At 62.9% G+C, this 20,396-nt stretch carries 22 protein-coding genes, 1 pseudogene and 1 riboswitch; of the genes and pseudogenes, 11 read left to right on the forward strand and 12 right to left on the reverse strand.

Translation table 11 applies throughout. The annotated features are described in order from the left end of the window. Position 1: 1 nt before the first annotated feature. Positions 2-203, reverse strand: a riboswitch (cobalamin riboswitch). A gap of 93 nt (positions 204-296) precedes the next feature. Then, positions 297-833 (forward strand): hypothetical protein, encoded by a 537-nt coding sequence (locus AMA01_RS07065; protein WP_067849433.1) that lies wholly within the window; start codon positions 297-299, stop codon positions 831-833. A gap of 83 nt (positions 834-916) precedes the next feature. Here AMA01_RS07065 and AMA01_RS07070 read toward each other — a convergent pair whose 3' ends face one another. Together AMA01_RS07070 and cobT are read right to left on the reverse strand one after the other, a co-directional pair. Then, positions 917-1,492, reverse strand: a complete 576-nt coding sequence (locus AMA01_RS07070; protein ID WP_067849435.1) for a cob(I)yrinic acid a,c-diamide adenosyltransferase — start codon at positions 1,490-1,492, stop codon at positions 917-919. Beyond that, positions 1,489-2,571, reverse strand: a complete 1,083-nt coding sequence (gene cobT, locus AMA01_RS07075) for a nicotinate-nucleotide--dimethylbenzimidazole phosphoribosyltransferase (protein ID WP_067849437.1) — start codon at positions 2,569-2,571, stop codon at positions 1,489-1,491. The genes AMA01_RS07070 and cobT overlap by 4 nt, the downstream gene beginning before the upstream one ends. A 117-nt stretch (positions 2,572-2,688) precedes the next feature. On the opposite strand from cobT, the gene AMA01_RS07080 reads away from it, so the two are divergent. The 4 genes from AMA01_RS07080 to AMA01_RS07095 all read left to right on the forward strand — a co-directional run bounded on the left by AMA01_RS07080 (position 2,689) and on the right by AMA01_RS07095 (position 5,119). After that, positions 2,689-3,072: a winged helix-turn-helix transcriptional regulator gene (locus AMA01_RS07080; protein ID WP_376738335.1), complete on the forward strand. Its 384-nt coding sequence runs from the start codon at positions 2,689-2,691 to the stop codon at positions 3,070-3,072. 126 nt (positions 3,073-3,198) lie between these two features. Next, a complete protein-coding gene (queD, locus tag AMA01_RS07085; protein WP_067849441.1) occupies positions 3,199-3,666 on the forward strand; it encodes a 6-carboxytetrahydropterin synthase QueD in 468 nt (155 codons plus the stop codon). Further along, entirely contained in the window at positions 3,654-4,427 is a 774-nt protein-coding gene (locus AMA01_RS07090; protein ID WP_231862863.1) for a 7-carboxy-7-deazaguanine synthase QueE, read from the forward strand. Before queD ends, AMA01_RS07090 begins: the two co-directional genes overlap by 13 nt. A 23-nt stretch (positions 4,428-4,450) precedes the next feature. After that, the gene (locus AMA01_RS07095) at positions 4,451-5,119 is read left to right on the forward strand and encodes a haloacid dehalogenase type II (RefSeq protein WP_067849443.1); all 669 of its coding nucleotides are present in this window, start codon (positions 4,451-4,453) and stop codon (positions 5,117-5,119) included. A 48-nt stretch (positions 5,120-5,167) separates the two neighbouring features. On the opposite strand, the gene AMA01_RS07100 is transcribed toward AMA01_RS07095, so the two are convergent. Further along, positions 5,168-5,368, reverse strand: a complete 201-nt coding sequence (locus AMA01_RS07100; RefSeq protein ID WP_067849445.1) for an alpha/beta-type small acid-soluble spore protein — start codon at positions 5,366-5,368, stop codon at positions 5,168-5,170. 178 nt (positions 5,369-5,546) lie between these two features. On the opposite strand from AMA01_RS07100, the gene AMA01_RS07105 reads away from it, so the two are divergent. Then, positions 5,547-7,022, forward strand: a complete 1,476-nt coding sequence (locus AMA01_RS07105; RefSeq protein ID WP_067849447.1) for a Ppx/GppA phosphatase family protein — start codon at positions 5,547-5,549, stop codon at positions 7,020-7,022. Positions 7,023-7,091: 69 nt separating this feature from the next. Here the strand turns inward: AMA01_RS07105 and lgt are convergent, their stop codons facing one another. The 3 genes from lgt to metA form a co-directional block, all read right to left on the reverse strand. Then, the gene (gene lgt / locus AMA01_RS07110; RefSeq protein ID WP_067849449.1) at positions 7,092-7,907 is read right to left on the reverse strand and encodes a prolipoprotein diacylglyceryl transferase; all 816 of its coding nucleotides are present in this window, start codon (positions 7,905-7,907) and stop codon (positions 7,092-7,094) included. A 62-nt stretch (positions 7,908-7,969) separates the two neighbouring features. Then, positions 7,970-8,302: an aspartyl-phosphate phosphatase Spo0E family protein gene (locus tag AMA01_RS07115; RefSeq protein WP_230088127.1), complete on the reverse strand. Its 333-nt coding sequence runs from the start codon at positions 8,300-8,302 to the stop codon at positions 7,970-7,972. A gap of 134 nt (positions 8,303-8,436) precedes the next feature. Continuing rightward, positions 8,437-9,372, reverse strand: a complete 936-nt coding sequence (metA, locus tag AMA01_RS07120) for a homoserine O-acetyltransferase MetA (RefSeq protein WP_067849451.1) — start codon at positions 9,370-9,372, stop codon at positions 8,437-8,439. Positions 9,373-9,534: 162 nt separating this feature from the next. On the opposite strand from metA, the gene AMA01_RS07125 reads away from it, so the two are divergent. Then, the gene (locus AMA01_RS07125; protein ID WP_067849453.1) at positions 9,535-9,939 is read left to right on the forward strand and encodes a hypothetical protein; all 405 of its coding nucleotides are present in this window, start codon (positions 9,535-9,537) and stop codon (positions 9,937-9,939) included. Here the strand turns inward: AMA01_RS07125 and AMA01_RS07130 are convergent. From AMA01_RS07130 to AMA01_RS07145, 4 genes are all read right to left on the reverse strand, one after another. Further along, a complete protein-coding gene (locus tag AMA01_RS07130) occupies positions 9,936-11,048 on the reverse strand; it encodes an inorganic phosphate transporter (RefSeq protein WP_067849455.1) in 1,113 nt (370 codons plus the stop codon). The genes AMA01_RS07125 and AMA01_RS07130 overlap by 4 nt on opposite strands. Before the next feature lie 125 nt (positions 11,049-11,173). Next, positions 11,174-11,572 carry an aspartate 1-decarboxylase gene (gene panD / locus AMA01_RS07135; protein WP_067849457.1) on the reverse strand — a complete coding sequence of 133 codons (399 nt, stop codon included), beginning with the start codon at positions 11,570-11,572 and terminating at the stop codon, positions 11,174-11,176. 79 nt (positions 11,573-11,651) lie between these two features. Next, the gene (locus AMA01_RS07140) at positions 11,652-12,563 is read right to left on the reverse strand and encodes an SGNH/GDSL hydrolase family protein (protein WP_231862864.1); all 912 of its coding nucleotides are present in this window, start codon (positions 12,561-12,563) and stop codon (positions 11,652-11,654) included. Positions 12,564-12,659: 96 nt separating this feature from the next. Continuing rightward, positions 12,660-12,878 (reverse strand): heavy-metal-associated domain-containing protein, encoded by a 219-nt coding sequence (locus AMA01_RS07145; protein WP_067849461.1) that lies wholly within the window; start codon positions 12,876-12,878, stop codon positions 12,660-12,662. A gap of 206 nt (positions 12,879-13,084) precedes the next feature. Here AMA01_RS07145 and AMA01_RS07150 point away from each other — a divergent pair. From AMA01_RS07150 to AMA01_RS07165, 4 genes and pseudogenes are all read left to right on the forward strand, one after another. Beyond that, positions 13,085-14,661: pseudogene (locus tag AMA01_RS07150) on the forward strand (spore germination protein). After that, positions 14,658-15,809, forward strand: a complete 1,152-nt coding sequence (locus AMA01_RS07155) for a Ger(x)C family spore germination protein (RefSeq protein WP_067849463.1) — start codon at positions 14,658-14,660, stop codon at positions 15,807-15,809. Before AMA01_RS07150 ends, AMA01_RS07155 begins: the two are co-directional and overlap by 4 nt. A 22-nt stretch (positions 15,810-15,831) precedes the next feature. Then, positions 15,832-17,007 carry a GerAB/ArcD/ProY family transporter gene (locus tag AMA01_RS07160; RefSeq protein ID WP_067849465.1) on the forward strand — a complete coding sequence of 392 codons (1,176 nt, stop codon included), beginning with the start codon at positions 15,832-15,834 and terminating at the stop codon, positions 17,005-17,007. A gap of 78 nt (positions 17,008-17,085) precedes the next feature. Beyond that, positions 17,086-17,511 (forward strand): DUF1284 domain-containing protein, encoded by a 426-nt coding sequence (locus tag AMA01_RS07165; protein WP_067849467.1) that lies wholly within the window; start codon positions 17,086-17,088, stop codon positions 17,509-17,511. A 3-nt stretch (positions 17,512-17,514) separates the two neighbouring features. Here the strand turns inward: AMA01_RS07165 and AMA01_RS07170 are convergent, their stop codons facing one another. Both AMA01_RS07170 and AMA01_RS07180 read right to left on the reverse strand, forming a co-directional pair. Beyond that, positions 17,515-18,993, reverse strand: coding sequence for a PAS domain-containing sensor histidine kinase (locus tag AMA01_RS07170; RefSeq protein WP_067849469.1), 1,479 nt, complete (start codon positions 18,991-18,993; stop codon positions 17,515-17,517). Between the two features lie 374 nt (positions 18,994-19,367). Beyond that, complete coding sequence (locus AMA01_RS07180) at positions 19,368-20,390, reverse strand: NADH:flavin oxidoreductase/NADH oxidase (protein WP_067849474.1); 1,023 nt, start codon at positions 20,388-20,390, stop codon at positions 19,368-19,370. Positions 20,391-20,396 lie beyond the last annotated feature (6 nt).

A 20,396-nucleotide genomic window follows, 5' to 3' on the forward strand; every position in this document is an offset into this window, starting at 1 on the left:
GGCGCCCGCGTGTCGCTGGGCAGGTCTCCTGGCTCACAGGTCTCGTCCGCGCGCCTTCCCACCAAGATGGCAGTGGCGTCACGGATTGGCTCGACAGAGCCCGCTTTCCTGTTCACAGTGGCGGGACCGCGCCGGACTCTCACCGGCTTCCCTATTCTCTTCGCCGCGTTGCCGCGCGAAGCACCCAGCGACATGGATCGAGTTCCATCGTAGATGGGGGCGGATAGCTTGTCAAACGGCATGCGTGTCACACAACGCGGTTGACAGACGTCTACAGAAAAAAGGAGGTCATGCGCATGTGGGGAAAGGTCGCGTTGCTTGCCACCTGCCTCGCCGCGAGTGTCCCTGTCGCGGCTGCGGCTGTCGGCTCTGGAAGCTCGGGCCCCCTCCGAGCGAGCCTGAGCCCATCCTCCTCCCATCCGCCCACTCCTGCGGTGCAGGACATGCGCAGCGTGTCCATCACCGCAGGCCTGGCGGGAATCGGGTATGAGCCCATCCACCCTGCCCAAGTCGAGGCGGAAATCGCGAAATGGATGAAGCAGGCCCGACCCGTGCAGGTGAACATCCCGAAGCTTCCCGGCCCACCTATCATTGTAAACGCCAATATCGATCCGCCCGAGGTGTTCCTCACACTCGCGTCCGGCGCAACCGCCACGCTGATGCCGACCACCTACTTCTCAGGCCGGGGCGAACCGCTGTCCAAGGACATCCAGCACGTGCCAGACGTCGTGACGTTCACCGAAGGATCGCGCACGTGGTATCTGCGATCCGCGCCGCTGTACACATGGCTGATGGACGGCGGCTGGAAGCGCGAGTTCCAACTGGCGCATTGAATCCTCGGTCGGATACGAAACCTCGGGCGGAAGCGACCTAAACCTTGACGCGCGCCAGGGAAGTGTCCTGGCGCGCCGGTCCGTCACTTGCCGTCGCGAAAGACGACGGGGCTGTGCTCGTACGCGATCTCGTCCACGCCTGCGCGCGCGTTTGCGGCGCGGGCCATGACAAACAACAGATCCGACAGGCGGTTCAGAAAGCGCAAGGCCGCTTCTGGCACGGGTTCATCCGCGGCGAGGCGCCACGCCTCCCGCTCCGCGCGGCGGACGACCGTGCACGCCAAATGAAGCGCCGCCCCCGCAGGGCTTCCCTGCCGCAACACAAACTGCGTGAGCGGCGGCCCCTCCTCCTGATACTTGTCGATGAGGGGTTCGAGATCGTCCACCCACGACGGATCGACCTTCGGCACGTAATCCTTCGCGGAAGGCGGCGCCGCCAGGTCCGCGCCCACGTCCCACAAGCGCTGCTGTAACCAGATCGCGAGACGGAGCATGTCCGACAGCTGCTCGCCCTGCATAAGACTCGCGGCGAGCCCAAGCGCCGCGCAGGCCTCGTCCACCGCGCCGTACGCTTCGATGCGCCGGTCGCCCTTGTGCCTGCGCTCGCCGCCGATGAGGGCGGTGGTGCCGCGATCGCCCCCGCGCGTGTACAGCCTCATGTCACATTCCTCCCTGACCTTGCTCGTTCCGAAAACATCGCGGTCCCCTCGAGCACGTCGAGCCCCGCCCTCAGGATGGGCCACGCCATGAGCGCGCCCGATCCTTCGCCCACGCGCAGGCCGAGATCCAGCAGGGGACGCTTGCGGAGCTCGCCGAGCAAGAGCGCGTGCGCAGGTTCCGGCGACAGGTGACCCGCAATCAGAAAGTCGCGCACGCCGGGGCGCGCGCGTTCTGCCCACAAGGCGCAGGCCCCGACGAGCACGCCGTCCAACAGAACCGGCAGCCCAATGGCGGCAGCCTCGAGAATGGCGCCGCAGATGGACGCCAACTCCAGGCCGCCCAGGTGCGCGAGGCCGGCCAGCCAGCGCGCGTCACCGGCCGAAAACGAGGGCTCGCGCTCGCCCCATACGGAGAGGGCGGTGCGCACCACAAGGCGCTTCTCGGCGAGCGCCTGCTCGCGGATACCCGTGCCCGTCCCGACGACGAGATCGACGTCCACGGCGAGGAGCCAGGCGGAGAGCGCGCTAGCCGCGGTTGTGTTGCCGATGCCCATCTCGCCAAGGACCACGAGATCAGCGCCGTCCGCGTGCGCGTCGCGCACGGCCTGCATGCCGATTCGAATCGCTTCCGCGCACTCGTCGAGGGTCATCGCCGGCCCGCGCGTGAAGTCGCGAGTACCCGCCGCAACCTTGCTCCGCCGGACGTCCGGATGGCTAGGCGCGGACACCATGCCGACATCGTAGACGCGCCATGGAACGTCGAACGATCTCGCCAGCACAGTCGACACACTGCGGCCCGACGCGATGTGGTTCACCATCTCCTCCGTCACGTGCTGGCCGTAACGCGAGATGGGGCGGTCCTTGGCCACGCCGTGATCGGCCGCGAAGAGCAAAAAGAAGGGGCGGCGAATGCGCGGATGCGCCGTACCCTGGATGGCCGCGATGTCGCAAAGCACGGGTTCGAGCGATCCGAGGCTGCCAACGGGCTTCGCGAGTGCATCGAGCCGCGCCTGAACCGTGTCGCGCCAGGCCGGATCCACGTGGTGCGGCGATGGTAATTGCAGGACAATTTGCGCCACCCTCTCACTCCTCCGCTTGGTGTCTCCCTCCGATGTACCAGAAGAAAGGGCATTGCGCAACAAATCTACGGATGGCGTGCGACTTTCATTTGAGTTGTGGTAGAATAGGTTAGGGAGATGATGGTCATGGGCAACCATGAGCAGATTTGCCCCCGATTCGAATGGGCGTTTGCGTTGCTCGGCAAGCGCTGGACCGGGCTCATCATTCGCGTCTTGCTCGAGGGGCCCAAGCGCTTTAAAGATATCTCGGATATGATTCCCAACATGAGCGACCGCATGTTGGCCGAGCGATTCAAGGAGCTCGAGAGAGCCGGACTGGTCGTTCGGCGAGTGTACGCGGAGACACCCGTGCGGATTGTGTACGAGTTGACGCCGAAGGGCGAGGCGCTTCGCCCGGTGATGGAAGCCGTGCAAAAATGGGGCGACGAGTGGGTCACCGACTCGGATTGCGACGAGTATCAGCGTCGGTACAAGTGCGCATCGCGAGATCGTGCACTGTAGAGCATACAAGACAAGGGTTTCGCGCAGGCTGTCGCCAGGGCATCCGCCCGTGGGACAGCCTCTGTCATGTGAGCGCGAACCAAGCCGTCAGTCATCAACGCGGGAGTTCTGCGAGGAGTGAGACGCGTGAACGCGTATGGCATCCCGAGCCGCCTGCAGGTGCTCGGCTCCGACATCGACAGATCACAGTTGAAATATCACGACCGCCGCGTGGCCGTGACGAAAGAATTCACGTTTGACGCGGCACATCATCTTCACGCCTACGACGGCAAGTGCGCCAATCTTCACGGTCACACGTACAAGCTCGTCATCACCGTGAGCGGGCGCGTGAATGACATCGGCATCGTCGTGGACTTTGGCGACTTGAAGCGCGTGTTCGAGGACGTGATCAAGCGCCGGCTGGACCACCAGTATCTGAACGAGGTGCTGCCGCCGATGAACACGACGGCGGAGAATATGATTGTGTGGATGTGGGAGGAACTGGACCGCGCGCTGGAGGCGCACGGGCGGGATCGCGACGTGAGACTGGAGCGGCTCGAGCTGTATGAGACGCCGACGAGCCGAGCCTCGCTGGATCGGGCGTGGATGTCGTGAAGGTGGACGTGGCTTCCATCCGCGCGCCGTGGGAAGGCGCCTACGAAGAGGCGAAGCGGGGCGATCCCGGCCAGATTTCGCTGCCCATGGTCGAGATCTTCGAGACCGTCGAGGGCGAAGGTACGCGCGCGGGCTTCCCCACGACCTTCGTGCGGGTATTTCACTGCAACCTGCGCTGCACGTGGTGTGACACGCCGTACAGCTATGCGCCGGAGCGCCCGGCGTTTCACGCGACGCTTCGGGAGATCGCCGAGCGCGTCGAGGCATTTGGTTGGCCAAACGTGTGCCTCACGGGCGGCGAACCCCTCATCCATCGGCACAAGTCGCAATTGCTCATCGAGGCCATCGCGGGTATCGAGTGGGTTCGAGACGTGCACATCGAGACGAACGGCGCCATCGACGTGCGCCCGTACGTCCGGTTTCGCGACGCCTCGGAGCGGCTGCGCGAGGTGGTGCGGTTCATCGTCGACTACAAGCTGCCCGCGAGCGGAGAAGAGAGCCGCATGATCGGCGAACACCTGACGTCTTTGTCCGAGCGAGACGAGGTGAAATTCGTGATCGCGAACGAACTCGACTTCGCGCGCGCGCTTGAAGTCGTGCAGGCGTATCCCACGCGAGCGACCATCCTGATGAGCCCGGTGTGGGAAACCATGCCGCCTCGGGATCTCGTGGCGCTCATCCTGAAACATCGCCTGCGCGACGTGAAGCTGAACCTGCAGCTTCACAAAGTCATCTGGGATCCGAGCGCGCGCGGGGTGTAATGCAGCAAGAAGGAGGCCGGATTGTGCTCATCCTGTTTGATGCGTACGGAACACTGCTTGATTGGCACGGCGGCATCGCACACGCCCTGGCACAGGAAGATGTCCCCGCTGACGAGGCCGCTCGGCTGGCGAATGAGATTCGCGATACCCAGCTTCGGCTGGCGTGGCACGCGGCGCTCACCGAGGCCTACCGCGACTTCGACCGCTTGACGCTCGACGCCGTCGCACACGTCTTGCAGGGGCGCCTGGATGCGCCGGCCGTCGAGCGAATCGCCCGCGCGCAGGATGACCTGCCTGTGTTTTCCGACGTCGCGGAGGGTCTCGAGAAACTCCGGGGAGAACGGCTCGCCATCCTGTCCAATGGCACACTGCGCGCGCTGCAAGCCGCGCTCGCCGCGCGCGGCCTCTTGTTCGCCTTCCATCACGTCGTGAGCGTGGATCCCGTCCGGACCTACAAGCCTGCGCGCCGGGCTTATCAGCACGCGCTTCAAACCCTCCGAGTGGAAAAGCGCGACGTGCTCTTCGTCTCAAGCAATGACTGGGATGCCGCGGCCGCGGAACACTTTGGATTTCGCGCCTGTCTCCTCAGCCGATCCGGCTCCCGGGCACTCCCGTATGGGCGTTCGCCGCGGGCGGTCATCCGCTCCATGGCGGATCTGCCCGCGCTCCTCTCCTCCATCCGCACACCATGAAGCGAGCTGCCAACGGGACGTTGGCAGCTCGTCTGTCTTCAATGGCCGTTACGCGCGGCCTGCGAGGCTCTGCTCAGCGTACGCCACAAGGCGCTTCGTGATCTCGCCACCCACCGAGCCGTTCTGACGCGAGGTGGTCTCCGGGCCAAGGTTGACCCCAAACTCCGTCGCAATTTCGTACTTCATCTGATCCAGCGCGTTCGACGCCTGCGGAACCAGTGTGCGATTGCTACCCGAGTTGTTTGCCATCTTTCATGCCCTCCTTATGTGGTGGTGATGACACCTGTAGTGTGACCGGGCCATTCAGCCGTATGCCCCATAAAGCGCGCCAAATCTTGACTCGCCTGGCGTTGCGATCGCGACCGAGAGGCTGTACATTGGATTGAAATGAAGTCAAATCGCCAAGCTGTGGATGTGAGTGGAATCGATGTCGAATCGCGTGGCCATCGTCGACCTCGGATCGAATTCGTGCAGAATGTCGATTTTCGAGATCGACGAGGAGTCGTATCGCCCTGTGTACGAAGTCAAACAGAATGTGCGGCTGGCCGAAGGCATGACGGGCCAGCGACGCTTAACGGAAGCCAGCGTTGAACGCGCCATTTCCTGTCTGCGCCAGTTTGTACGCCAAGGTGCGCTGCACGACGTCGCCGAGTGGATGCCTGTTGCGACGGCGGCGCTCCGCCAGGCCGAGAACGGCGATGACGTGAAGGCGAGAATCGAGCGGGACACTGGTCTCCGCTTCCGCGTGCTCACCGGCGAAGAGGAAGCCCGCTACGGGTTCCTCGGCGTGGTCAACACCATGCCTCTTCACCATGCGGTCATTTTCGATATCGGCGGAGCGTCGAGCGAGATCGCCATCATGCGCAATCGCGCACTTGTGCGGGCCGCCAGCCTGCCGTACGGCGCTCTCAATCTGCGCGAGATGTTCGGCCGATTCGGAGAACAGACGTGCGTAAAGATGGCAAGCGATTGCGCCGCCGAGGCGCTTCACGACCACACCTGGGTGCAGGAAGGCGAACTCCTTCCGCTCATCGGACTCGGCGGAACCGCGCGGGCGCTGGCAAAGCTGTATCTGGCGGAGACCCATCGGAAAACGCCGCGGCTGCACGGCTTCGAACTTCCCGCATCGTATGTGGACGTCAAGCTGAAGCAACTTCAGCAAATGAGCGTCACCAAGCGGCGCAAAATGAAAGGCATCGCCAAACACCGGGCGGAAATTATCACCACGGGGCTGGCCGTTCTGGCGACGTTCGTGCGCACCCTGAAGCCCCCTTCGCTGTTCGTCAGCCGATGCGGCATTCGCGAAGGACTGCTGTTTGAACGATTGCTCGGGACCGTCCAACCGGTGGTGCCGTCCGTCCTCGAGTTCAGCGTCCGGAATTTCCAGCGCCACTTTCGCATCGATCGCGCCGCCGCAGGCGCGGTCGCCGACATGGCCATGCGCCTCAGCGCACAACTCGCTTCCCGGCTCAACCTCGATGCGAGCGACAGAATGGTGCTGTGGACCGCGGCGCAGCTCGAAGGCGCGGGAGCGTTCGTCCATCCCGAGCGATGGCGCGATCACGCCGCGTACCTCATCCTACACTCGGATCTGTACGGGCTCCGGCCGATGGAATGGCAGCTCGTGGCTCAGGTCGTCCGGTTCGATCATCGAGACCCGCGGGCAAAGAAGCTGTCCCTTTTGCTTCGCCTGTCGAGGTGGCTCGCCCTGGAACTGGGCATTGAACCGCACGAGGTCTCCAGGATCAAGGGCGGCGAGATTCAGATTGAAACCAGCCGCAGGCTGCAGGACATCGCGGAAGACACGGCGGATGCCAAGGTGGCCGAGGACCTCCGCAAAGCGCTTCAGATCACGTGCACCTTCCGCGAGTCCGGTTCCGCGGTGCTTCGCTCTGCTCCCTGACGGCCGAACGCCAGGCCGAGCGCCAACTGAAACAGGGCGATGCGCCTGCTTCCAGGTGCACCGCCCTGTTTATTCGCCCTTTGCTTCCTGAACGCAAAGCGGCGTTTTTCGCTTCTCCTTTAGGAATACCCAAATCCCGAGTGCAATTCCGACGACCACCGACGCGAGCGCCGTCCACTGCGCGGCATCCCAGCCGAATACGCCGCGCGGCGAGTCTCCGCGCAACATCTCCAGGAAGAAGCGACACACGTTGTACGTCACGAGGTAGTAGACGAACGGAAAGCCGAGCGGCCAACCCTTTTTCCGCTGCAGGATCACAAACAGCAGCGCAAACAGCGCGACATCCACCATGCCCTCCCACGTCACCGCGGGCCAGAGCGGCTGCTTGCCGTACGTCTCGTACGCCAGCGTGCCCGGCGGATAGACCTCGCCAAACCCTTGGTGCGTCGGCGCGCCAAATGCACTTCCGTTCATGAAGTCGGCGTCCCGGCCGATGCTCTGTCCCAAAAGAATGCCGGGTGTGGCGATGTCCGCAAAATGTAGGAAGCTGAGCCGATGCCGACGAAGGTACCAGATGGCGGCAACCAATGCACCGGCGATCCCGCCCTGAATCGACAGGCCTCCGTTCCACACCTGGACGATTTGACCTGGGTGTGCCGAGTAGTAGCCCCAATCAAAGAAGAAGACCTGCCAAAATCGGGCGCCGACAATGCCGCCGACCAGAAGCCACGGCGCCAGGCCCCACCAGTGGTCCGCGTCCCCCGGATTGCCTCGGATTTTTGCGAGATACAGCGTCACGCCCAAGCCGAGCAAAAACGCGAGCGCGAAAATGGTGCTGTATGAGCGAACCGGAAAGGAGCCGATGAAGAACCAATACGAGTGCACAGCCGCTGCACATCCTTTGCCGCGAACATCTGTCCAATGGACTCTTTAGACAGCCTACCGGTTCATCGCGAGCGCGTCAATGTCCGAACTAGGACCATCCGGTCGTGTCCAGCGCGTGGCCGACGACCTGGAAAGCGCCTCCGATGCAAGCGAATCCACGAGGGATTCAGCCTCCGGCCCTCGCCAGCCGCGGGCGGAAGGTCGCTCATGCACGGCCGTTGCGCGTCCTCCGCCTGCGCGGCGCGCGGGCGCATCAGCGCGACAAGATGAAGATCCAAGAGTTGACTGAGCCGAATGACCTCACTGTCCTGCAGACTGCCAGCCTCCGCCGCGCGCTCCATCATCTTTTTTCGCAGATGTTCGACGAGGTCCGTTGTCTGTCCCTGTTCTGGCATATGAACCCCCTACCCCAAACGACAGCCAAACACCAACGCCCACCATTATACGACGTTCGGCAGACGCGATCGCGGTCCAATCTGGGCAAAATCGTGGCGATTTTGTCGATCCACGCAGCAGGATGTCGAAATCGTCACACCTGGGCCTGGCGCTTGCGCACGCGGCCGCTCAGATCGAACGGTGTCACCTGATACACGCAGTAGTTCAACCAGTTCGCAAACAGCAGATTGGCGTGCGAGCGCCAGCGATTGAGCGGCGTTTGGGAGGGATCATCGCCTGGGAAATAGTTCTTGGGCAGTTGCATGTCCATTCCGCGTTGGACGTCCCGTTCGTACTCTTCCGCCAGCGTGGTCGCGTCATACTCGGGATGCCCAGTGACAAAAATCTGGCTCGCGTCCGGCGTCGCAGCAAGATACAGGCCGGCACCCGGCGACGTGGACAAAATCTGCAGCTCAGGCACCCTCGCCACGTCTTCGATGGCGACGTCCGTATGGCGCGAATGCGGCGCGAGAAAGACATCGTCAAATCCTCGCGTCAAGTCGCAGCGGAGCTCCACCGTGTGCTCGAACACCCCGAAACATTTCTCGGGCAACGGGCGCTTTGGAATGCCGTAATGCCGGTACAAACCTGCCTGCGCTCCCCAGCAGATGTGCAGCGTGGACGTCACGGCCGATCGCGTCCAATCCAGAATCTCGCACAACTCGTCCCAATATGTCACTTCTTCAAAGGGAAGATGTTCAACGGGAGCACCCGTGATGATCATGCCGTCAAACGCCTGCTCGGACACCTCATCAAACGTCTGATAAAACAGCTCCAAGTGTTCCGCAGACGTATTTTTCGCCACGTGGGAGCGCATGCGCAAAAGCGTAACCTCCACCTGCAGAGGAGAATTTCCGAGCAGGCGAAGAAGCTGCGTCTCGGTGACCTCTTTTTTGGGCATGAGGTTGAGGATCAAGATTTTGAGAGGGCGAATGTCCTGCGTGAACGCCCGCTGATAGCCCATGACGAAGATCTGCTCGGCGGCCAGAACTTCTTTCGCGGGCAGATCATCCGGCACCTTGATGGGCATGCTGACCCCCACCTTTCCGCGTCTTGGCGCTTTCTTCGGCGTGCACGGCGGCACGCACCCATGAGCGCAACGCCATCAGTGTAGCACAGGGCTTCCCGTCCGCAAAGCAAGGGGGTCTCGCGCAAAGCGCCGCGACATATGCATGACCAGGAGGGATGTCTGTTGCTGTTCGCGGTGGTGTTGTGCGTCCTGTGGATGGAGAGCTGGGCTGTGTTCCAGAGCGCGCGAAGGTTTGGCCGAGTTCCGCTCGCGGGGTGGCGTGTTTCCCCCGCTCATCTGATGCGCCTGACCTTCGCCGTGCAGCTCGCCGTGGAACTCGCCTGCCGCAGCAAAGCATTGGGAGGGGCGGCAGCCGCCGCACTGGGCTGCCTGGCGGGTGTGATGGCGCTTCGCCCGCGCTCGCTCCTCGAAATGTCCGAACTCATGATGGAGGTGTTCATGGGGATTTCCATGGGCATATTCCTGATTGGCAACATCCCGGCTCACATCGCATGGCTGCTTCTTTTGCCCATCGCTGTGTCGAGCGGAATGGCCTTTCTGGCCGGACTGCGCCCGACGACGCCCTAAACGACGTCGTGGCGATCCGCCTGCGCCTCTCGCGCCGGCGACACCATCCATGCCGGCCTGTCGGCGCGCTGGGTTCCCAGGTGAGACTGCGGCCGCATGCTCCAATACAACAAGGCGACCACGACAGATCCGATTGACACGACGAGCGGGACGTACGCCCCCATCACCGCCGCCTCAATCACGAGATAACTCGCGAGCATTGCGACGAGCGGCGACACGAGCCAGGTCTTCAGAATGGTCCGAACGACCTTCTGGCGCCACACGTCGAGTCCGATATGCGATTGTCCCACGCCGAAGATGGCGAGGGTCGTGGCCTGAACCTGAGGCACGGGGATGCCGCCGAACGCCGCTGCCAGAACCAAACTCGCGCTGGTGACCGAGACCACGATGCCCTGAAGCACAGACAGGTTGGTGATCCGCTTGGCGTTGGTCTCGAGCACGCGCCCTCCGAGCGCGAATGCGCCCAGCGCCACAAACAGCGCGCCCCAATAGAGGCCAGCGTGTACGGTCAGGACACGTGATGCGACGAGCGGTCCGACGGCGTTCGCGACGTTGTGCATGCCGGCTGAGAACGCCTCGTAACATCCGGATGCGAGCAGCACCGCGTGAAGCACAGCTGCCACCACACGCCCACGCTGGCCGACCCACGGGTCCAACCTGCGCGCGATGAGACCAAGCAGATACGACAGCACCATCGACAGAAATGGGACCACAAGCCACATGGACACGATGAACGCCAATCGGCCCGTGTGCACGTGTCCGACCGCGAGCCCTGACCCCACCACGGCTCCGACCGTCACCTCGCTCGTGGACAGGGGCACGCCGACGACGTTCGAGACAAAGAGCGTCACGCAGGCCGCAGCGAGGACAATGAGCGTGATCTCGACGGTCACGAGGCGAGACGGGACAATGCCGTTGGAGATGGTCGAGACGACTCGACCCCCTCCGAGCGTGGCCCCGAGGAACGCAAACACGGAGACGAGAAAAAGCGCCACCCACTTTCGGCGGACCGCCCCCGCGCCGTACGCAGCGCCCATGGAGGCCGCCGTACCGCTTGCACCGATGTTGGCTGCGAAAAACATGGCGACCATCCAAGCCGCTAAGACCATTCTTCATCCCTCTTTCCATATGAGCCGACCGCCGGCGCATAAAACAAAGTAATCATAATTATTAAGTCGGAATTATTGTATCAGAACGGTTTTACTTATGCAATGGCCTGGGGCGATCTCGGCGGTCATGCGCCGAGATCGCTGTGCCAGTCATCTGCAGGTTTTGCCGTCAAGATGGACGTGATGCGATTGTCGTCATCCACGAGGACCACGGACGCTGTGAAGGTCTCCCACTCCCCATCATCCACCCAGGCGAGCGACAGGACGATGACGCGATCGCCCGGTTGAAAATGGCGCGCCGGTGGACCGTTGAGGCAAACGACGCCGGAACCCTCAACTCCGGGAATGGCGTACGTGGACCATAGGACGCCGTTTTCCACGTTCGTGATCTGCACCATCTCGTATGGGCGAATATTTGCGGCCCGCATCAGCACGGGGTCGAGCGTGATGCTGCCCACGTAGTTGAGATCCGCCTGCGTCACCCGAACGCGGTGGAGCTTGCCTTTGCACATCTGTCGAAGCACGGGATACCCCCCTCGCATGTGCTCGCTTCAGCATACGCGAGTAGGGCAAATCCGCATGCCGGCCGACGCACCGCGCTCCTCACGCGACCGGCTGGGAGGCGTTCGCGCCGCCCGCCGCCGTGGCATTCCCCGTGGCATTCCCCGTGGCATTCCCCGTGGCATTCCCCGTGGCATTCCCCGTGGCATTCCCCGGTGTGGGCGATCCCGTCGACTGCCATTCGATGGGGCCCATCCCGAACGTGGACACGAGCTCGTCAAACAGCAGCTTCCCCGCGAGAATGTGCCCTGCCTCATTTGGGTGCCAGGCGTCGCCATAGTACATCTTCCACGTTTGGTGATGGGCTTCCATGTATAGCGTCATGTCGCGGTTCAAGTCGAGATAGTAGACGTTCGGGTTGTCGAACGAGGACACCACGTCGCTCTCCACCTGCATGTACGCTTCATCTTCGGCGTGATTGTATGTTGCCGTGGCTTTGGTCACGGGCGACGTGACCACGAGCACCACCGCGTGCTCGGCAAGCGCTTCCTCGATTTCGTCCGCGATGGCTTGACGAAAGGCTGCCAACGGCGTCTTGTCGTAGATATCGTTGAGAAGCCCCCAGGAGAGGACGACCACCTGAGGCCGATCTTGCTCCAGCCATGCCAGGTACTCGCCTTCTCGGTCAAGCGTCACCGGCGAGCCGCCGACCACCGTTCGGTCGTCATACACGTAGGTGGTGTCCGTCGACGCCGACAGCGCGGCGAAAGCCCGGCGCAGGTAACTGTCGTCGTGAGGATCCTTCCATCCGTGCGCCATGGATCCTCCGACGACCATCACCTTCTCCGTCGTCAAACGCGGAGACAGGGAGGCCGCGCCGTCAGCCGCAAACACGCTCGCGTCTCGGCTCTGCAGCCACCCCACGCACCATCCGCTCACGGCCAAAAGCGCGCCCGAAGCGATCCATCCGAGCCGTCGGCGCCACACGTGCGCGCGCTTAATCTCCGGTCGCATTGACCGGCTTCGCCTCATGCCGACCTCATCCTCTCTTCTGCACTTCCCCTGCCCTCCTTCGTGATAGCACACGTTTGTTGAAATGCGATCAAAACTTCACATCACGGAGCCGTGATCGTCGCAATGAGCCCGGGCAATGATTTGGCAGATGTGATCTCGGTCCACCACATCGTCGTCAAACGTGACAACCGCGATTTGGTCGGCCAAATCCACGTCAAAGTTGCGAACGCCTTCCACGGCATGCAGCGCCACGGAGACCTTGTTGGCGCATAGGGAACACGTGGCGTCGCGAAGCGTGAGCGTTGACAAGGTCATGTTGCTGCCTCCTCCCTGCTTTGGCCATAGCATGAAGCGAGAAGTTGTGCGTTATGCCTGCATGATGAGGTTGAATCTGGAAGATAATAAAGGTCGAAGCCAGGGGAGGGACGTCCATGCACTGGTTCAAGTCGTTTACCGAGCGATTCGGACTTACGAACCCCGTCCGCGGCCGGTATCGCCCGCGCATTCCGAGCCAGCGCGACATGCCGACCTACACTGGCAATCTGGAGGACGCACTGAAATACTTCCGGAGCACGGTGGGACAGAGCGACGATTTCGTGGTACGGATCTTCGAAATTGGGAAGGTGTCTGGCGCGCTCCTGTTTTACACCAGCATCTGCGACAAGCGCGCGGTGGAGGATACGCTTCGCGCCATTCATCGCCACCGATTCCCGCGCCGCGCGCCGCGCCCGCTGCCGCAGTACCTGGTGGAGCGGGTGCTGTCGGGATCGGAGACCATGTTCATGGAGAGCACCTTCGAGCTGAAACAAGCCATTGCGGCGGGAAAACTCGTCATGCTCCTGGACGGCCACCCACCGGCGATTGTCATCAGCGCGAAGGCGGTGGAACACCGCGCGCCCGACCAGCCGATTCTCGAGACGTCGACCCGAGGATCGCAGGTCGCTTTCGTGGAGAATATCGACATAAATCTCGGCATGATCCGCCAGCACATGTCCACCGATACGCTTGTCGTGAAGCGCTGGTCCATTGGCGTGCGCTCCCACCGCGTCGTGGCCATGGTGTACGTGCGCGACATCGCAAACCCCTTCTCGTAGAGACGGTGTCGAAGCGACTCGAGGCCATTCACACCGACATCATCAGCGGGTCCGCTGCGGTCGAACAGCGCATCGTGGATCACCCGTGGTCCCTGTTCAGCCTCGTGCGCATGACCTCCCGCGTGGATGGAACGAGCATGGAGCTCAACCAGGGCAAGGTCGCCATCGTGGTGGACGGCGATCCGACCGTGCTGCTGGCGCCGGCGACATTCCAGGACTTCTTCCAGACCGTCGAGGACTATATGCACACCTGGTGGGAAGCGACGTTCATGCGGGTTCTCCGCGTGATCGCGTTCATCCTCGCCGTCTGGCTCCCGGCGCTTTACATCGCGTTTGTCGACTACAGCCCGGACCTGCTCCCAAAGACGATGGCGTTGCAAATCGCGCAATCCCGCCAGGGCGTGCCTTTTCCTGCCGTGATGGAAGTCATCATCATGCAGATTGTCGTCGAAATCCTGCGCGAAGCGACGCTGCGCATGCCGAGGCAAATGGGACAAGCCATCAGCATCGTCGGCGGTCTGGTCGTAGGCGAAGCCACGGTCCAGGCGGGCATCGTCTCCAATGTGCTCCTCATCGTCGTGGCGCTGTCGGCCGTCTCCGTGTTCGTGACGCCGAGCTACGAATTCACGGTGATGTCGCGCCTCGGCGGCTGGGTGATGATCATCGCAGCCACGCTGCTTGGCTTCTACGGCGTGGTGCTTGCCACCATTTGGACCCTGTTCGAGATCTGCAATCTATCTTCCTTCGGCATCCCATACGTGGATCCGCTGGGCGGCGATCACGTCAAGGACTTCTTCCTCGACGGGCTCGTGCGGCTGCCCATCACGGTGCTGGATCGGCGCCCCGAGCACCTGCATCCCGTGGACACCACGGGTGACACGGACCTCATGGTGCCCATGCCGAACCCGCAGCTGGAGAAGTGGGAACCTGGCGGCAAGCGGCCTCACAGCGACATGCGCCGGCAAAAGGCCAAGTGGCGAAAAAGGAAGAGATTGGACCTATGAGCTTCCGGGGCGCTCGCTGGCTGGTCGCCGCGCAGGCCGCGGCGCTCCTGTTTCTCGCAGGGGGATGCGGTGATTACCAGAAGATCAACGACCGCTCGCAGATCATCGGTATCGGCGTAGATCCGGTACCGGACAAGCCGGACATGTTGGCCTTCACGCTTCAGGTTCCCAATCTGGAAATTGCAACCCAACAAAGTCCCGGCCTGGGCACCGGAGGTCGGCAAGGAGGCGAGGCTGTACCCTACAAGAACTTTTACGTCGAAGCAACATCGGTGCAATCCGCCGTTTCCCGGGCTCAGACGATGTACGACAAGTCGTTCTTTCTCGGCAACCTGGAGACTGTCGTGTTCCAGACGGGCCTCAGCGAGCGGGATTTGACGCGCGTCACCGAACAGCTGATGCGTGATGAGACCATCGACAAGCTCGCGTACGTCGTGGCGACGCGAGATTCGGCGCGATCCGTCCTCGAAGCGAGGACGAACGCGCCTCCTGCGACCACCATCGAAGCGATGTGGTACAACGACATGCCGCAGCGCGGATACTCGGCGCCCGAAAAGCTGTGGCAATTTTGGAGGGACGCTGAACTCATCGGCCGGGAGCCACACGCGCCGCTTGTCGAGGCCACCGACGACAGCATACGCATGGACGGCACCGAGCTGTATTTTGGCTATCAGCCGGTCGGATGGCTCACGCCGGACGATACCGTGTTTTACAACTTTCTCGCGGGACAGGTTCGCGCCATTTCCATATCCATCCCCGACGCCCGTCGCACCTTTGACGTCCGCATCATGCGCTCGCGGGTGCATCTGCGCGAAGTCCCCACCAAGGACGGGATGGTGCTCTGGGACGACATTCAGGTGCGCGCCAACCTGAACTCGACGGAGACGATGGCGCAGCGCCCTCTCACGAATCGGGAGGTCGAGCGATACGAGGACGTCGTGGAGCGATACCTCCACGACAACTGTGTTCGGGTCTTTCGCGCCCTTCAGTCCGTCCAGGCCGATGCCGTTGGATTTGGCTATCGGTACCTGATCCATCATCCGGAGCGCATCTACGAAATTCGAGATCGCTGGGGAGACGAATTTGGCCACGCGCGCATCCACGTGACGGTGAGATGCCGGATCTCGCGCGAAGGCAATATTCTCTGAAGTGAGCAGGAGGCGAACCAACGTGAACGCGCAGAACGAGCGCCTGTACAACCTGTCGGCCTTTCAGGCCATCGCGCTCTTCTCGTCGAGCTTCCTGCCGGTCATGTTTTGGATCTACCCCACCGTCGCCGTGCACTACGCCCGACTGGACGCGCAGTGGGCCCTTCTTGTGACGGTGCTCATCGGCGTCGTCATCAGCTGGGTGCACGGGCGACTGAACGACCGCTTCCCCAACATGACAGGCCCCGACTTCGCGTGTTTGGTGTGGGGAAAGTGGATAGGCAAGGCCATCACGGCGCTGTATGTGCCTGTCTACCTGCTGTTTCTCGGCGTGAGCCTGTACTTCACGATTTCGCTCATGAAGTACTTCTTCCCGCTCACCATGCGCATGTGGCTCGCGCTCGCCATGACCGTCGTCGCATGGCGAGGCGCCTGGTGCGGGGTCGAGGCCATGGGCCGGGCATCGGCCATCGTCCACCCGCTCACCTTCGCGGGCATCCTGGCGTCGTTCGGCGCCATCCTGGCGAACGCGGATCAGCCGCTCATCCCGCTCTCATTCACCAGCCCGTCGCAGACAGCCTCCGGGGTCTACCACCTGCTCCCGCTCTATCTCGGCATGGACCTCATCCTCATTGTAAACCCGTATTATCGGCACCGCCGCGGCAAGAGCGAGTGGTATCCGGTCATCGCCACCGCCATCGGTGGCGTGGTGGTCATGCTCGTGTTCTTTTCCATCGTCGTCAATCTCGGATTCACGCCGACGGAGCGCCTCGCCTATCCGGTTCAGGCGGTGATTCAGCTCATCCGCCTGCGAGGATTTCTCGTCGAGCGCCTCGGCATCGTGATCATCATCCTGTCCGTCGCCTACACCGCGCTCTTCCTCGGCAATCATATCTGGGCGCTCTCCACCACCATCGCGCGGATTGTCGGCGTCTCCGATCACAAGTTCCGGCCGTTCACCCTCTTCGTCGCGCCGAGCATCTTCGCCATCAGCCAAATCATCGCCACGACCATGCATGCCCGCGACATCGTCACGATGATCCTCGCGCCGGCAAGCTGGGTGGTGGTGGTCATCATTCCCGTATCGACGCACCTCATCGCAAGCATCCGCGGCCTCCGAACCGACACCCGCGAGGAACTTCAGGCGCAAGGGCGACAGCGGCCGCCCAAGCGCAGGCGGATCCGAAGCTCGCCGTAAAATCCATTGCCATTTCCGCGCGCGTCTGATGAAATAGACGAAAAGCGGGCACGTACCGCGCAGACGGGAGGCATCCACGTGATTCGATTGCGCGGCCACCATTTGCTCTGCCTCCTGGGATACCGAGGCATGGGCTACTCGGACGACTACGTTCGCAACATGACGCAGGTCTACGAAGCGCTCCGCACGGACCCTCAGACGCGCGTCTGCGTCGTGGCGGGCCCGGATGACCTCTGCGACCACTTTCCGACGGATCAGCCCTACCACTGCCAGAGCGCGTCCGTCCACCGCCGCGACGCCAAGGTGCTTTCGCGCCTCGGCCTGCGCGCAGGCCAGTGCATGCCGTGGCGCGAGATCGAGCGCCGCGTGCGTGATCGCGTCCGCCCGGAGGACATCCGCTCGCTCTGCCACACGTGTTCGTGGCGCTCGCTCGGCGTGTGCGAGGAAGGCGTGGACCTCATTCGCAGGCGGCTTCCGCTTCCCCCCGCGCCCCCGCCGCCCTGACTTCTACGCATCGCCATTTGCTACAGGCAGGAGCACCATAACCGTGGTGCCTCGACCGACCTCGCTCTCAATGAGGAGGTCGCCGCCGTGATCGGCCACCATTCGCTTGGAGACCATCACCCCGAGGCCGGTGCCCTGCTCCTTCGTGGTGAAGAAGGGTTCACCGATGCGCGCGAGCGCGTCAGGCGACATGCCACTGCCCTCGTCGGAAATCTGCACGCGAGCCGCCCCGCCCTCCTGCCACAGGGCCACGCGAAGAACGCCGCCCGGCTGCATGGCCTCAATGCCGTTGCGCATGAGGTTGATGAACACCTGCTTGAGCTGATTGGCGTCCCCCTGCACTTTGATGGTCGCTGCCCGCGGCTCGTACTGAATGTCGACGCCGTGCAAAAGCGCCTGAGCGCTCATGAAGGCCACCACTTCTTGCACGAGATCCACGAGATCTAACTGTTGAAACTGCGGGCGGTCCGGCCGAGCCAAGCGCAAAAGCTCCGACACAATGGCCTCCATCCGCGACACCTCGCCGCGCATGATTTCCAGATACCGCCGATTGTTCGATCTCGCCCGCTGATACATGAGGTCGATAAATCCGCGCAGCGCGGTGAGGGGATTTCGGATTTCGTGCGCAATGCCGGCGGCCAGTTGCCCCACCGCGGCGAGCTTGTCGGAACGGGCCAACAGTTCACGCGAGGCCGCGAGTGCGAGTTCGGACTCCTTCTGCGCCGTCACATCCTGTACCGCGCCGAACAGCACGCCGCGGCCCGCGCCGTGCTCGTGATAGCGCCCGACGGATCGCACGAAGCGAATGTGACCGCGCCCCGTCCGGATGCGGTATTCCAACTCATACGTGTGCGTGTGCATGGCGCGCGAAACGGCCTGCTCCACGAGCGGCCGATCTTCCGGCACCACGGTCTCCAGAAATGCGTCGTGCGTGGCGGCGAAGTGTTCGGGCTCCATCTCCCAGATGTCGAACACCTCCTGCGACCAGGTGAGCCGCCGCGTCGTGACATCCAGTTCCCAATAGCCCGATCTCGCCAGTCCATACGCCAATTGCAGCCGCTCCACCGACGCCTCAAGCGCCGATTCGCGTTTCTGGCGATCCGTCACGTCGCGGTGCCACACCATCACGCCGACGAGCTGCCCGCGCCACTCGTCCGGCAGCAGCACGCTCTCCACCCAGCGCGCGGAGCCAACAACGTCGTGCCGCCACACCAGCCGCCCAACGGCCCGGCCCGTGACCACCTCCAGCCACGCACTGGCCCATCTGGCGCGCTCTTCGTCAAGCATGGGCCATGCCGCAAAGGAGCGCCCGACAAGATCCGACGCGTGCATCCAGGGCCGGACGGATGGCGTCACATAGAGACATTCCGCGTTCAGCGCGTGATACGAGACCCAATCCGGGCCCTCGCGAAAGGCGCCGCCCAGCGCATCGCTCACCGCCTGCACGCGCGCGTTCAAAGAAGGAAACCGACTGTCTACCATCGAATCCACCTTAGCTCCGCTGCCTGAGTGCGAAAAAAGCCGAACGGGCTTTCCGCGTCGGCCACACCCATCCGCCGCTCCATCTGGCTCTCACAGGTCGCGGCGGCGTCTTCCGCTATGTATGTGCTATCTCGTTGTGCTTCTGGTTGCCGTTCACCCAAGCTGTCGATCACCGCGCCAATCGAGCCGCCCACTTGGGCGCATCTACGCGTATCATAGCGAATTCCAACCCTCAAAACAATCCACAACAATTCCCACACTCGGCCAGGCGGGCACCGTTTGACCGCGGGAGAAAAAGGCAGGGGCTCGCCAGCCACCCCGCGAAACACGCGGAATGGAGGGCGGCCCCTGGCAGGCGAACGCCTGGTTTTCGCTTAAAACGCGCGCTGGTACTGAACCGGGACCTCCGGCTTTTCCCCGAGGGCAAGAGCGGCGTGAAAGGGCCAATACGGATCGCGCAGGAGACCTCGCGCGATGGCCACCAGGTCCGCATCGCCGTTGGCAATGACGGACTCGGCGAGCGCGGGGTGATCCAGCATCCCCACCGCAATGACAGGAACCTGGAGCGCTCCCTTGATCTCGCGTGCTGGCGGAACCTGAAATCCCGGATAGTTGCCAGGGCGCCGCGCGCCTGGGCGCCCCTCGCCACCTGTCGACACGTGGATGACGTCCGCTCCCGCGTCTCGATACCGCCTGCAAATCTCGATGGCGTGATCGACGTCATAACCGCCATCCGCGTACTCGATCGCCGAGACGCGCACGAAGAGCGGCATGCCCGAAGGCAGCTCGGCCTTCACCGCCTGAATCACCTCGACGCCAAACAACGCCAGATCCTCGCCGTAGGCGTCCTTGCGCTGGTTGGTGAGCGGTGAGTGGAACTGGTGAATCAGATACCCATGCGCGCCGTGAAGCTCGATCACGTCGAATCCAGCCTTCACCGCCCTGCGCGCGGCGGCGGCAAACTTCTCCACCATCTGCTTCACTTCGTCAGTCGAAAGTTCGCGCGGCGTTTTGTACTGCGGCCCGTCAAACCGAATCGGAGATGGCGCCACCGGAACGACGGCATCTTCCGCCTTGCGGCCGGCATGCGCGATCTGAATGCCGATCTTGGCGCCGTGCGCGTGGCACGCGTCGACGATGCGCTGAAACGGTGGAATGTGATCATCCGACCAGAGGCCGAGATCGTAGTCGGTGATGCGCCCGTCCGGCTCCACGTCGGTCATCTCGACGATGATGAGCCCGACGCCGCCCACGGCTCGGCTCGTGTAGTGCGTGAAATGCCAGTCGTTCGGCTTGCCGTCCTTTGCCGTCACGGAGTACTGGCACATGGGCGCCATGACAATGCGGTTTTTCAATTCAAGGTTGTGGATGGCGTACGGTGTAAACAGGTGAGCCATGCGGCC

The sequence above is a fragment of the Alicyclobacillus mali NBRC 102425 genome (assembly GCF_001570745.1).
Lineage (GTDB): Bacteria > Bacillota > Bacilli > Alicyclobacillales > Alicyclobacillaceae > Alicyclobacillus > Alicyclobacillus mali.